This is a genomic window from Azospirillum sp. HJ39 (assembly GCF_041507355.1).
GTDB lineage: Bacteria > Pseudomonadota > Alphaproteobacteria > Azospirillales > Azospirillaceae > Azospirillum > Azospirillum thiophilum.
Genome location: NZ_CP167910.1, coordinates 453,278 through 466,153, shown reverse-complemented (window position 1 = coordinate 466,153; position 12,876 = coordinate 453,278). Strand labels below are relative to the sequence as shown.

Here is a 12,876-nt window from a genome sequence, read left to right as displayed (position 1 = left end):
GTCCGCCGATCCTGCCCGGCTGGCCCGGAAAGTAAAGGGGTCAACGAACGAATTGTAGCACCACTCCAAAATTCGGTCGACAAGGCTGGGTTGCTGTAGTAAAACTACATTCAGGGTCCGATCCTGCCCGCCACCCATCATCGATGGCACCCGATCCGGTCCTCCCACTGGCACATGCTGGCCCTTCCATGCTGGACACCATCGCCTCCTCCCTTGACCGGCTGCGCCGGGCGGAAGCCGCCGTGGCGCGCTCCGTTCTGGCCGATCCCGAATCGGCGGTGCGCGACAGCCTGGCCCAGCTGGCGGCCAAGGCCGGGGTGAGCGAGCCGTCGGTCCTGCGCTTCTGCCGCTCCGCCGGCTATGGCGGCTTCCAGGAATTCAAGATCGCGCTGGCCGGGCACCTGGCGGCATCGGCCGCGCGCGAGGAGGCCGGCGAGCGGCCGACTCCGCTGGTGCGCGACCTGTTGCCCGGCGACAGCGTCGCCGGCGCCGCCGAAAAGGTGCTGAACCGTGCCATCGACGCGCTGGTCCGCCTGCGCGGCCGGCTCGACACCGTGGCGCTGGAACGCGCCGCCCGCGCGATGGCGCAGGCGCGGCGGGTGCAGATCGTCGGCGTCGGCGCCTCGGGCACCGTGGCGCTGGACGCCCATCACAAGCTGTTCCGCCTGCTGCCGCAGGTCACCGCCTCCACCGACGCCCATCTCCAGGCGATGGCGGCGGCGACGCTCGGCCCCGGCGATGCGCTGCTGGCGATCTCCAAGACCGGGACCAGCGACGAGATCTTCGACGTCGCCGCCATCGCCCGCGACGGCGGGGCGACGGTGATCGCCATCACCGCGTCGGCGACCCCCTTGGCCGAACGCGCCGACATCCGCCTGACCGTCGATGTCGACGAGGATACCGCGGTCCACACCCCGATGGCCTCGCGCCTTGCCCAGCTCGCGCTGGTCGACGCCCTGACCGTCGCGGTCGGGCTGCAGGCACCGCCCGGCCTCGACCGCCGGCTGGCCCGCATCAAGGCGGTGCTGGCCGGCCATCATCGCGTGCCGGATCGGCCCGGCACGCCGTCCCCCTCTCCGTCCACCACGAAGATTCCCGAGGAATCCTGATGTCCACCACCCAATCCCCCGCAGAGGTTCTCGACCAGCTCGTCGCCTACGGCGTCGTCCCTGTCATCCGCAACAGCTCGGCCGAGCTGGCCCGCACCGCGGTCGGCTGGCTGCGCGAGGCCGGTTACGGCACCTTCGAGATCACCATGACCACCCCGGGCGCCGTCGGCCTGATCGAGGAGCTGTCGGCGGAGGGTGGCGCCCTGATCGGCGCCGGCACGGTGCTGACCCCGGCCGCCGTCGCCGAAGTGGTGAAGGCGGGCGCCCGCTATGTCGTGTCGCCCTGCGTCCTGCCCAAGGTGGCCGCCGCCTGCCGCGACCATGGCGTCGCCTGCCTGATGGGCGCCCTGACCCCGACCGAGGTGCATGCCGCCATTTCCGCCGGTGCCGATGCCGTCAAGATCTTCCCGGCCTCCACCGTCGGCCCGGCGCACATCAAGGCGCTGAAGTCGGTGTTCCCCGGCGTCCGCATCGTCCCCACCGGCGGGATCGACGCCACCACCGTCGCCTCCTACGTCGCTGCCGGCGTGGCCTGCGTCGGGGCCGGCGGCAAGCTGGTCGACGAGGGGCTGGTCAAGAAGGGCGACCGCGAGGCCATCCTGGCCGCCGGCCGCCAGCTTCTCGAAGCCTACCGCGCAGCGAAGGCGGCCTGAGAGGCGGCGGGCTGACGGCAGGGGGTGCCCTACACCCCCTCCAGGCTCCCCTGCATCGCATCCATCGCGGCGACGCCGCGGCCGAACACGGCCGCGGCGGTTGCGGCCAGTTCCTGCGCCTCGACCCGCCGGCCTTCCCGCATGCCGTCCTCGACCGCGCGCATCAGCCCGACGAAGCTTGTCAGGCCGAAATGGCTGGCGGCGCCGGCCAGCCGGTGGGCGATGTCCTCGATCTCGTCGTCGGGGGTGTCGGCGGCGCCCAGCCGGGGCAGTCCCTCGCCGGCCGACTCCATCAGCAATCCGCGGATGGTGGCGAAGCGGGCGGGGCCGAGGGAACGGATGTATCGTTCCAGGATCGCACCGTTCACATCGTCCTCGACCACCGGCGGGCGGGGAGCCATGCCGCCGTCCTCCTCGTCCGCCCAGCGATCGGCATCGTCGCCATCTCCTTCATCATCCCGCCTCGCCGCGACGGCGTTGGAGAGCAGATGCATCAGCCGCTCCGGGAAAATCGGCTTCTCGATCACCGCATCGATGCCGGAGGCGAGGTAGCGCGCCCGGTCGGCGGCGAAGACGTTGGCGGTCACCGCGACGATCGGCACCGCCGCGCGGTCGTCGTCGGGCAGCGCCCGGATGCGCCGCGCCACCTCCGGCCCGTCGATGTCGGGCAGGCGGATGTCCAGCAGCACGGCGTCGAACCGCCGCCGCGCCGCCAGCTCCAGCGCCTTCTCCCCGGTTTCCGCCACCGTGATGCGATGGCCGGCGTCTGACAGCAGGCCGAGCGCCACCTCGCGGTTGATCGCGTCGTCCTCGACCAGCAGCAGGGCCAGCGACCGCACGCGGCTGATCGGCAGCAGCCGGCCGGGCCGGGCCGGCAGGGCCGGTTCCTCCACCCGCAGCAGGGGGATGGTGACGGTGAAGACGCTGCCCAGCCCGACCGCGCTGTCGACGCGGATGCTGCCCTGCATGGCGTCCAGCAGGTGGCGGACGATGGCCAGCCCCAGCCCGCTGCCGCCGAAGCGGCGGGCGATGGTGGGATCGGCCTGCTCCAGCTTCTCGAAGATGGCGGCCCGGCGTTCGGGCGGCACGCCGATGCCGGTGTCGCGCACCGCCAGGCGCATCATCTCACCGGTTCCGGAACGTTCCGATGCCGGATCGATGTCGACGCGCAGGTCGACCCCGCCGCGTTCCGTGAACTTCACCGCGTTGCCGACGAGGTTGACCAGGATCTGGCGCAGCCGCTGGCGGTCGATCACCACAAGGTCGGGCACGTCGGGCGAGATGTCGAGATCGAGGTCGATGCCCTTCTCGTTCGCCAATCCTTCCACTGTCGCAACGACCTCTTCCAGCACCGGCAGCAGGGCGCAGGGCGCGGGGTCGAGGTCGAGCTTGCCGTCCTCGATCTTGCGCAGGTCCAGGATGTCGTTGACCTGATCGAGCAGCCCATGGCCGCAGCGCATGATCGACAGGGCGTAGCGCCGCTCCCCGGCATGGAGCTGTCCGGTCAGCAGCAGCCGGCACAGGCCGAGGATGCCGTTCAGCGGCGTGCGCATCTCGTGGCTGACGGTGGCGAGGAACTCGGTCTTGGCGGCGTCGGCCCGCTCGGCCCGGTCCTTGGCCTGCCGCAGCTCCTCGCGCGCCCGGCGCGACGCGGTGACGTCGTTGGCGACGCAGATGATGCGGCACCGGCCGTCGCCCGACCATTCGAAGGGATGGCGCTGCAGGGCGAACACCGCGGTTTCGCCGTTGCGGCCCAGCACCAGCTCCTCCACCCCGAGCGACCGCATGGCGCCGGGATCGCCGCCGGCCAGCGCCCGCCCGGTTTCCGGCCCCAGCACCTCGGCCAGGGTGCGGCCCTCGATGTCGGCGCGGCGGGTGCCGAACCGGTCTTCCGCCGCCCGGTTCCACAGCACGAGCCGGCCGCTGTCGCCCTCCAGCACGTAGAGCACGCTCGGCACATTGTCGATCACCGCATCCAGGAACGCCTGGGTCCGCCGCAGCAGCTCCTCCGCCTCGCGGCGGCGGGTGATGTCGACGATGGAACTCAGCAGCACATCCTCGCCCTGGAACTCGAAGGCGATGCCGGACAGCAGGCCCCACAGGCGGCGGCCGGATTCGGTCACCAGTTCGGTCTCGACGTCGAGCGCGAGGCCGCTGCCGAACACGTCGCGGACGAACTCCTCGCGCACCGCCGGGGCGTACCAGACGCTGGCGGCCGGACGGCCCAGCAGGTCGGCGGCGTCGGCCACCTCGAACAGGTCGGCGGCGCGGCGGTTGACGAAGCGGATCTGTCCGTCGGCCCGGCCGGAGATCACCAGCGGCACCGGCGCCGCCTCCAGCACCGTGCGCAGCCACTGCTCCTTGCGGCTCAGCGCCTCGCTCTTGTCCTCGGTTTCCTGGATGTAGAAGCGCAGCGCGCGGGCCAGCTCGCCGATCTCGTCGGCGCCGGTCACCGGCACCTCGGCCCGGCCGCCGCCGGTGCGGTCGCGGATCGCCTCGCTGACCGCCCACAGCCGCGCCAGCACCTTGCGCCGGACATACAGAACCGACAGCACCATCCCCAGCACCACCACGCCCACCGAGGCGAAGAACAGGCGGCTGTAGGTGGTGGACACCTCGATCACCTGCTGGCGGCTTTCCTCCGCCGCCTTGGTCTGCTCGACGAAGATGCCGGTGTTCAGGCCGGTGTTGACCAGCGACACCTGGTTGGCGCGGTCGACCAGCCCGCCCAGCGCTTCGGATGCCTGCAATTCGGCCTGACGCTGGCGGAAGACCGACCGCTCGCCCTCCACCACCGCGCGCATGCCGGCGGCCAGGCGGGCCAGCCGCTCCGCCACCCCGGCCGCCACCCCATCCGCCACATTGTCCGAAGCACTGGCCGGCAGCGTGCCTGCCAATGCCGCCAGCTGCGCCGCCGCGCCGTCGGCCAGCCGGGCCAGGGCGAAGCTGTTCTCCGTCTGGTGGACCGAGGCGATCAGGAACAGCAGCCGCTCCGCCATCGCCAGCCAGCGCTGCACCGCCACATCCTCCACCCCGCGCAGGTCCGGTTCGGCCAGGGCGTCAGCCATCCGCCGCACGTCGCGGCCGCGCTCCGCCAGGGCGCGGCGGGCGGCGATGCGGGCGGTCACGCCGCGGTCGATGGCGTCGCGCAGCCGCAGGATCTCGTCGCGCTGCTGCTTCAGGTTGGCGATGCGCTGGGCCTGCCGGCCGGCGGACGGCTCCATCTCCGCCAGCAGCCGGTCATAGCCGTTGAGCTGGTCGGACAGCCCCTGACTGATCGTTTCGCGTCCGAAATTATCGTCCGACATGGCCAATTGTTCCAGGGTCCGCATGATCCGCTGGTGCTGGCGCTCCAGCTTGGCGGAGGCGACGACCGCAGGGAACTGCTCCGACGTGACCTTGGTGATTCCGGCATGCAGCCCGTCGAAGGCGATATAGGCGCCGAGACCGATCAGGAAGGCGACCAGCCCGTTGAAGGCGAGCGCGCCGAACAGCCGTGCGCCGACGCCGATCCTCACCATGCCCGTTTTGCCGTCCGCCGCCATTCCCGTTCCCGCATGTTCAGGACCCGGCACCCCGATCGTTTGCGCGGCACCGCGGCGAGCGTATCATAGCGGCGCCGTCGGATAAGGGGAGAAGGATGGGGGGAAAGCCCGTGATCGCCGTGCCGGGCCTGTTGCCGGGTCTGTTTCTGGGCCTGCTGCTGGCTCTTGCCGGGACCGCCGCGGCCCAGCAGGGCGCATCCCCGCCCCCGGTCGGGGAGCGCCCGGTGCTGGCCGAGATCGAGCGGCGCGGGGTCGTGCGCTGCGGGGTGTCCTTCAATCCCGGATTCGCCGCCAACGACGACAACGGACGGCCGGTCGGATTCATGGTCGATCTGTGCCGCGCGCTGGCCGCCGCGGTGCTGGGAAAGGCCGACGCCATCGAGATCCGCCGCCTGTCCAAGCCGCAGGAGTTCGCCGCCGTCGCCGCCGGGGATGTCGACGTCTCCTTTGCCCAGACCTCCTGGACGCTGACGCGCGACGCCACCTATGCCGTCGATTTCGGCCCGCCGGTCTTCCACGACGTGCAGGGGATCGCCGCGTGGCGGCTGCCCGACGGCCGGTCGGCGCTGGAGAGCGGCGAGCTGGCGATCTGCGTGCCGGTCGGCACCACGACCCAGGCCGAATTGGAGTCGCTGCTGGCCCGCGGCGACCGGCCATGGAAACTGCGCCTCTATCCCGGCTGGCCCGACGCGCTGGAAGCCTTTCTCAGCCGCGACTGCGCGGCGCTCAGCGCCGACCGTGCGCCGCTGACCACCGCGCTGCAGGTGCTGGAGCAGCCGCGCGGGTCGCTGGAGATCGCCACCGCCCCCCTGGCCTCCGCAAGCCCTTCGCCCGAGCTCTCGTCCCTGCCCTCGCGCGAGCCGATCGCGCCGCTGACCCCGAACGCCGACCGGATGTGGATGGCGGCGGTGCGCTGGACGATGTACGCGCTGTTCCTGGCCGACGATGCCGGCGTCACCGGGGCCAACGCCAATTTCCAGCGCATCACCGGCAGCAGCGAGATGCGCCGGCTGCTGTCCGGCCTGCCCCAGGTGGCGGTCAAGGCCGGGCTGCGGCCCGACTGGGCCTATCAGGCGATCGTGCAGGTCGGAAACTACGGCGAGATCTTCGAGCGCAACCTGGGCGCCCGTTCCCCCTTCAAGCTGGAGCGCGGGCCGAACCGGCCCTGGACCCAGGGCGGGCTGCTCTATGCCCCGGTGTTCCAATAGGGAAGCCGGGCGGTGGGATTGCACCTACCCGAAAGATCACTGTAGCGCAGCATCGCAGCCCCTGATACCCCCGACCATGGTCGGGGGTGACGCCGATGGTTTGTACGCCACACTATCTGCTTGAAAACCAAGGTCGGCGCTCAGTCATCAGTCCCTGCGGCTGCAATGCGCCGCTCACTAAAAACCAACCATACGACCGGACTATTCACTTGGGAGGGTGAAGACAATGGCCTATGCGGCTTCGACGGCGGATGCCGTCCGACCGATGACGGGCGAGGAGAAGAAGGTCATCTTCGCGTCCTCGCTCGGAACCGTTTTCGAGTGGTACGATTTCTACCTGTACGGCTCGCTCAGCGCCGTCATCGCCGCACAATTCTTCTCGGGCGTGAACCCGACGGCGGCCTTCATCTTCGCGCTGATGGCGTTTGCCGCCGGCTTCGCCGTCCGGCCCTTCGGCGCCCTGGTCTTCGGCCGCCTCGGCGACATGATCGGCCGCAAATACACCTTCCTGGTCACCATCCTGATCATGGGCCTGTCGACCTTCATCGTCGGCATCCTGCCCAACTACGCCTCGATCGGCATCGCCGCCCCGATCATCCTGATCGTCCTGCGCCTGCTCCAGGGCCTGGCGCTGGGCGGCGAGTATGGCGGCGCCGCCACCTATGTGGCCGAGCATGCGCCGCACGGCCGCCGCGGCAACTACACCTCCTGGATCCAGACCACCGCGACGCTCGGCCTGTTCCTGTCGCTGCTGATCATCCTGGGCTGCCGCGTCTCGATGTCGGCCGAGGATTTCAACGCCTGGGGCTGGCGCATTCCCTTCCTGATCTCCATCGTGCTGCTCGGCATCTCGGTGTGGATCCGCCTGATGCTGAACGAATCGCCCGCCTTCAAGAAGATGAAGGAGGAGGGCAAGCACTCCAAGGCGCCGCTGACCGAGTCCTTCGGCCAGTGGAAGAACCTGAAGATCGTCCTGCTCGCCCTGTTCGGCCTCGTCGCCGGCCAGGCGGTGGTCTGGTACACCGGCCAGTTCTACGCCCTGTTCTTCCTGACCCAGACGCTGAAGGTCGACGCCCAGGCGGCGAACCTGATGATCGCGGCGGCGCTGCTGATCGGCACGCCCTTCTTCGTGCTCTTCGGCACGCTGGCCGACCGCATCGGCCGCAAGCCGATCATCATGGCCGGGCTGCTGCTGGCCTGCCTGACCTATTTCCCGCTGTTCAAGGGCATCACCCACTACGCCAACCCGGCGCTCGAGGAGGCCATCGCCACCTCTCCGGTGGTCGTGATCGCCGATCCCAACGAGTGCTCGTTCCAGTTCAACCCGGTCGGCACCAGCCAGTTCACCAGCTCCTGCGACATCGCCAAGGGCGCCCTGGTGAAGCGCGGCATCCCCTACACCAACGAGGCGGCCCCCGCCGGCACCGTCGCCTCGATCAAGGTCGGCAGCACGGTGATCGCCGGCTATTCCGCCGCGCCGCAGGTCAACGCCACCGTGTCGCTCGGCCATGCCCCGGCCACCGCGCCTGCCACCCCGACCGACGCCAAGAGCGCCGGCGCGGCCTTCGACAAGGGGCTGGGCGACGCGCTGAAGGCGGCGAACTACCCGGCCAAGGCCGACCCGGCCCGCATCGACACGGTGATGGTCATCGCCCTGCTGACGGTGCTGGTGCTCTATGTGACCATGGTCTACGGCCCGATCGCCGCCATGCTGGTCGAGATGTTCCCGACCCGCATCCGCTACACCTCGATGTCGCTGCCCTACCACATCGGCAACGGCTGGTTCGGCGGCTTCCTGCCGACCACCTCCTTCGCCATCGTGGCGGCGACCGGCGACATCTATTCCGGCCTCTGGTACCCGATCGTCATCGCCGCCGCGACCCTGGTGATCGGCATGCTGTTCGTCCGCGAGACCAAGGATGTGGACATCTACGAACACGATTGAGACCGGCTGAAATCCTGAGGTCGTAGTCCTAAATGAGCGGGCGGGCGGAGGGGTTTCCCTCCGCCCGTCCGCGCAATCTTGTGATAACCTCCACCGCCATAGGGAGAAGAAGTCCAAGAACGGGATGCGAAAAGCCCCATGGAAAGCTGGTTCATCCTGGCCGTGTCGCTGGCCTATCTGCTGTCGCTGTTCGCCATCGCCTGGTACGGCGACCGCACCGGCACCCATGGCGGCGAGCGGCGCACCCCCTGGCTCTATGCGCTCAGCTTCGGGGTCTACTGCACCTCCTGGACCTTCTACGGCGCGGTCGGGCGGGCGGCGACCGGGGGATTCTATTTCCTGCCGATCTATATCGGCCCGATCCTGATGATCGGGCTGGGCTGGCCGGTGCTGGCCCGCATCGTCCGCGTGGCGAAGTCCGAGAACGTCGTCTCGATCTCCGACTTCCTGTCGGCCCGCTACGGCAAGAGCCGCAGCCTGGCGGCGCTGGTCACCATCGCCGCGGTGATCGGGCTGCTGCCCTACATCGCGCTGCAATTGAAGGCGATCAGCGTCAGCTTCGAGATCCTGGCCGGCGCCGCGTTCGGAACGGCGGCAGGGACCGAAGTCAACCAGATGCCGGGCGGCACCGCGCTGATGGCGGCGCTGCTGATGGCGGCCTTCGCCATCCTGTTCGGCGTGCGCAGCGTGTCGGCCAACGAGCACCATCGCGGCCTGATGATGGCCATCGCCGCGGAATCGGTGGTGAAGCTGGCCGCGGCGCTCGGGGTGGGCGGGGTCATCGCCTTCTCCATGTTCGGCAGCCCGGCCGCCTTCGTCGAGGCCGCCATCAGCCATCCGGGATTCCTGGAGATGATCCGGCTCGACAGCATCGGCGCCGACTGGTGGGTCGCCTGCCTGCTGTCGGCGCTGGCGATCCTGTGCCTGCCGCGCCAGTTCCATGTCGCGGTGGTGGAGAACACCCATGGCGGCGACGTGCGCTCGTCAGCCAAGCTGTTCCCGGCCTATCTGGTCGCCATCAACCTGTTCGTGCTGCCGGTGGCGCTGGCCGGGCTGATGCTGTTCCCGGACGGCACCACCAATGCCGACACCTTCATGGTCTCGATCCCCCTCAGCCAGGGCTGGCCCTGGCTGGCGCTCGCCGCCTTCATCGGCGGGCTGTCTGCCGCCACCAGCATGATCCTGGTGGAGATGGTGGCGCTCAGCACCATGATCTGCAACGACCTCGCCGTCCCGCTGCTGATGGCGCTGCGCCCCGACAACCGCCGCCTGCGCGACGATCCGGCCGGCATCCTGCTGCTGGTGCGTCGCTCGGCGGTGATCGTGCTGGTGCTGCTGTCCTATGGCTGCTACCGGCTGATCGGCCCGGCCTTTCCGCTGGCGACCATCGGCATGATGAGCTTCACCGCTGTGGCGCAGTTCGCCCCGGCCCTGCTCGGCGGGCTGGTGTGGAGCCGGGCCAGCCGCAGCGGCGCCTTCGCCGGCATCTGCGCCGGCTTCCTCGGCTGGGCCTACACCATGCTGCTGCCGTCCTTCGCCGATGCCGGCTGGCTGGCGTCGAGCGCGCTGCGCGAGGGCCCCTTCGGCCTGACCGGCCTCAGCCCGGTGGCGCTGGCCGGCATCGCCGGCATCGACCCGCTGACCAACGCCGCGCTGTGGAGCCTGGGGCCGAACCTGCTGCTGTTCGTGCTGGTGTCGTTGCTGACCCGCCCCTCGACGCTGGAGCGCCAGCAGGCCGCGCGCTTCATGAGCCTGCGCCGCGCGTCGGACGGCGAGGCGCACGGGCCGCGCGGCGCCACGCTGGCCGACCTGCACGATCTGGCGGTGCGCTATGTCGGGCAGGCGCGGGCCGACGCCGCCTTCTGCCGCTTCACCGGGGTGGCGGATGGCGACCTGCGCACCGCCCTGCTGACCCGCACCGACGGCGAGGCGATCCAGCTGACCGAGCGGCTGCTGGCGGGCGCCGTCGGCTCGGCGTCGGCCCGCGTGGTGGTGGCCGGGCTGCTGTCAGACCGCCGGCTGTCGCGCACCGACGCCCGCTCGATCATCGACGAGGCGTCGCGCGCCATCCTGAAGCAGCATGAACTGCTGCGCGCCACCGTGGAGAACGTCCCCCAGGGCATCGCCGTGTTCGACGAGGAGTGGCGCGTCGCCACCTGGAACAACCAGTTCCTGGTCCTGCTCGACCTGCCCGACGGCTTCGTCCAGGTCGGCACCTCGCTGGAGGAGATCGTCGGGCTGATCGACCGCCGCGGCGAATATGGCCGCAACGGCGAGGTCGAGACGCTGCTTGCCCGCCGCTCCGACCCGCGCCGCCGCAACCGGCCCGACGTCTACGAGCGGGTGCGGCCCGACGGCACGGTGCTGGAGATCGCCACCAACCCGATGCCCAGTTCAAAGCCCGGGGGTCCAAAGCCGGGGGGGGGCGGCTTCGTCGCGGTCTACACCGACGTCACCGAACGCCACCGCGCCGCCGCCGCCCTGCGCGAAGCCAACGAGACGCTGGAACGCCGCATCGCCGAGCGCACCCACGACCTGTCGGAAGCCAAGGCGGAAGCCGAGCGCGCCAACCGCGGCAAGACCCGCTTCCTCGCCGCCGCCAGCCACGACCTGCTTCAGCCGCTGCACGCCGCCCGCCTGTTCCTGTCGGCCTTGTCGGAGCGCAACGGCGACAGCGCCATCAGCCAGATCGACGCCTCGCTGCGCTCGGTGGAGCAGATCCTGGGCGATCTGCTGGACGTCTCCAAGATCGACAGCGGCGTGGTGAAGCCGAACCCGGTGCCGATGCGCATCGACGAGTTGCTGAAGCCGCTGGGCGAGGAATTCACCGTGCTGGCGAGCCGTCATGGCCTCGCTCTGCGCGTGGTCGAGAGTTCGGCCATCGTGCGCAGCGACCCGACGCTGTTGCGCCGCATCCTGCAGAACTACCTCGCCAATGCGGTACGCTACACCCGCACCGGCCGCATCCTGCTGGGCTGCCGGCGGCACGGCGGCGTCCTGTCGATCGAGGTGTGGGACACCGGCCCCGGCATCCCCGAGCACAAGGTGCCGGAGATCTTCATGGAGTTCCGCCAGCTCGACAACGACGCCGACGACCGCGGCAAGGGGCTCGGGCTCGGGCTTGCCATCGTCGAGCGGCTGGCCGGCATCCTCGGCCACACGGTGCAGGTCCGCTCCAGGGTCGGGCTCGGCAGCGCCTTCTCGGTGCTGGTGCCGCTGACCGACGAGCCGGTCGCCGCCCGCGCCGTGGTGGCGCGCCCGCGCGGCCGCGACCTGCGCGGGGTGCTGGTGCTCTGCCTGGAGAACGAACCCGCCATCGCCCGCGCGACCGAGGATCTGCTGTCGAGCTGGTCCTGCGGCGTCGTCACCGCCGCCGTGCCCGATCTGGCGCTGGCCAAGCTGGAGGGCCGCAGGCCGGACGTGATCCTGACCGACTACCATCTCGACCGCAGCCTGACCGGGGTGGAGGCATTGCGGGGACTGCGCGAGACGCTGGGCGGCGACATCCCCGCCGCCGTGGTCACCGCCGACCGCGACGCCTCGGTGCGCGAGGACATCGAGGCGGCCGGCTGCCGGCTGCTCTACAAGCCGGTGCGGCCGGGGGCGCTCAGGGCGCTGCTTGGGCAGTTGCTGGCGGAAGGGCAGCGGCTGGTGGGGTAAGGCACCCGGTGCCTCGCTCACTCCACCGGCGGCGGCACGGACGACAGCGCCAGCTGGCTCGCCAGAACCGCGGCCTGCGTCCTGGTCAGCACCCCCAGCTTGCGCAGGATCGTGGTCACATGCGCCTTCACCGTCGTCTCGGCGACGTTCATCTCGTAGGCGATCTGCTTGTTCAGCTTGCCCTCGGCGATGCCGGCCAGCACGCGGAGCTGCTGCGGCGTCAGGGTGGCGGCGCGCTGGGCCGGGTCGGGGGCGTCGGTTTCCGGACCGCCCTTGATCTCGGGCAGCCAGAGCTCGCCGTCGAGCACGGCGTGGATCGCCTCGACGATCTGGGTGTTGGGAGCGGATTTCGGCACGAAGCCGGAGGCGCCGTAATCGATGGCGCGCTGGATCGTCACCGGATCTTCCGATGCCGAAACGACGATCACCGGAATCGCCGGATGTTCGGAGCGCAGCATCATCAGGCCGATCAGGCCGCTCATGCCGGGCATGTGCAGGTCGAGCAGGATGACGTCGGGCGGCTCTCCGGTGTCCAGCAGCGGCTTGATCTGATCGAAGCGCGACGCCTCCAGGATGACGGCTCCGGCTATCGCCTGCCCGATGGTCTGGGTCAGCGCGGTGCGCATCAGCGGATGGTCGTCGGCGATCAGAATGCGGTGCGACATGGACAGTCCGGAAATAAAACCATTGCAGGAGTATCCCCTTACAGCCGCCCGTTGACAACTGTGCCCGATGCCGCGCGGCGAAGTTTCCGGC

Annotated in this window: 7 protein-coding genes; 5 read left to right on the top strand and 2 right to left on the bottom strand. The window is 70.2% G+C overall.

Annotated elements, in window-relative coordinates:
* Positions 1-188: 188 nt before the first annotated feature.
* Positions 189-1,109 (top strand): MurR/RpiR family transcriptional regulator, encoded by a 921-nt coding sequence (locus ABMY26_RS12665; protein ID WP_372396074.1) that lies wholly within the window; start codon positions 189-191, stop codon positions 1,107-1,109.
* Positions 1,109-1,762, top strand: coding sequence for a bifunctional 4-hydroxy-2-oxoglutarate aldolase/2-dehydro-3-deoxy-phosphogluconate aldolase (locus ABMY26_RS12660; RefSeq protein WP_372396073.1), 654 nt, complete (start codon positions 1,109-1,111; stop codon positions 1,760-1,762). Before ABMY26_RS12665 ends, ABMY26_RS12660 begins: the two co-directional genes overlap by 1 nt.
* 29 nt (positions 1,763-1,791) lie before the next feature.
* On the opposite strand, the gene ABMY26_RS12655 is transcribed toward ABMY26_RS12660, so the two are convergent.
* Positions 1,792-5,307, bottom strand: a complete 3,516-nt coding sequence (locus ABMY26_RS12655) for an ATP-binding protein (RefSeq protein WP_372396072.1) — start codon at positions 5,305-5,307, stop codon at positions 1,792-1,794.
* 95 nt (positions 5,308-5,402) lie between these two features.
* Between ABMY26_RS12655 and ABMY26_RS12650 the strand changes: the two genes are divergently transcribed.
* The 3 genes from ABMY26_RS12650 to ABMY26_RS12640 all read left to right on the top strand — a co-directional run bounded on the left by ABMY26_RS12650 (position 5,403) and on the right by ABMY26_RS12640 (position 12,120).
* Entirely contained in the window at positions 5,403-6,515 is a 1,113-nt protein-coding gene (locus ABMY26_RS12650; RefSeq protein WP_372396071.1) for a transporter substrate-binding domain-containing protein, read from the top strand.
* Between the two features lie 226 nt (positions 6,516-6,741).
* A complete protein-coding gene (locus ABMY26_RS12645) occupies positions 6,742-8,460 on the top strand; it encodes an MFS transporter (protein WP_372396070.1) in 1,719 nt (572 codons plus the stop codon).
* Positions 8,461-8,598: 138 nt separating this feature from the next.
* Complete coding sequence (locus ABMY26_RS12640; protein WP_372396069.1) at positions 8,599-12,120, top strand: NahK/ErcS family hybrid sensor histidine kinase/response regulator; 3,522 nt, start codon at positions 8,599-8,601, stop codon at positions 12,118-12,120.
* 17 nt (positions 12,121-12,137) lie between these two features.
* Here the strand turns inward: ABMY26_RS12640 and ABMY26_RS12635 are convergent, their stop codons facing one another.
* Complete coding sequence (locus ABMY26_RS12635; RefSeq protein ID WP_372396068.1) at positions 12,138-12,785, bottom strand: response regulator; 648 nt, start codon at positions 12,783-12,785, stop codon at positions 12,138-12,140.
* Positions 12,786-12,876 lie beyond the last annotated feature (91 nt).

What these genes read in the sequence shown, in the direction of transcription:
- ABMY26_RS12665 (WP_372396074.1), top strand. Translation starts at nt 189, where the DNA reads ATGCTGGACACCATCGCCTCCTCCCTTGACCGGCTGCGCCGGGCGGAA.
- ABMY26_RS12660 (WP_372396073.1), top strand. Translation starts at nt 1,109, where the DNA reads ATGTCCACCACCCAATCCCCCGCAGAGGTTCTCGACCAGCTCGTCGCC.
- ABMY26_RS12655 (WP_372396072.1), bottom strand. Translation starts at nt 5,307, where the DNA reads ATGGCGGCGGACGGCAAAACGGGCATGGTGAGGATCGGCGTCGGCGCA.
- ABMY26_RS12650 (WP_372396071.1), top strand. Translation starts at nt 5,403, where the DNA reads ATGGGGGGAAAGCCCGTGATCGCCGTGCCGGGCCTGTTGCCGGGTCTG.
- ABMY26_RS12645 (WP_372396070.1), top strand. Translation starts at nt 6,742, where the DNA reads ATGGCCTATGCGGCTTCGACGGCGGATGCCGTCCGACCGATGACGGGC.
- ABMY26_RS12640 (WP_372396069.1), top strand. Translation starts at nt 8,599, where the DNA reads ATGGAAAGCTGGTTCATCCTGGCCGTGTCGCTGGCCTATCTGCTGTCG.
- ABMY26_RS12635 (WP_372396068.1), bottom strand. Translation starts at nt 12,785, where the DNA reads ATGTCGCACCGCATTCTGATCGCCGACGACCATCCGCTGATGCGCACC.